This window comes from Asaia sp. SF2.1 (genome assembly GCF_000505765.1).
GTDB classification, from domain to species: domain Bacteria; phylum Pseudomonadota; class Alphaproteobacteria; order Acetobacterales; family Acetobacteraceae; genus Asaia; species Asaia bogorensis.
The window spans coordinates 5,939-6,204 of the sequence record NZ_AYXS01000001.1 but is presented as its reverse complement, the minus strand read 5'-3'; the positions used below and the strand labels follow the sequence as shown (position 1 = coordinate 6,204).

Here is a 266-nt window from a genome sequence, read left to right as displayed (position 1 = left end):
TATGTGCTCTGGCCTGGGCAAGGTCGAAGGTGCTCTGCATGCGCATCAGCGTTTCGGCGCGTACGCCAAAGGCCTTTTCAAAGCGGATCGCCATCTCCGCGGTGAGCCCACACCTCCCATTCAGAAGGGCGCTGATCGCCTGACGGGAAACGCCCAGATGCTCGGCGACAGTGTTGATCCTGATATCTTGAGGCTCAAGAAGCTCAGTTTTGATCCAGTCTCCGACATGGACTGCTAGCGAGCTATGCATCTTAAGCGCCATGGTA

Annotated in this window: 1 protein-coding gene; it reads right to left on the bottom strand. The window is 56.8% G+C overall.

All coding sequences use genetic code 11. The features are described from left to right. On the bottom strand, positions 1-250 hold a 250-nt coding region (locus tag P792_RS36310), incomplete at its 3' end, for a HigA family addiction module antitoxin (RefSeq protein ID WP_200863445.1). Between the last annotated feature and the right edge of the window lie 16 nt (positions 251-266).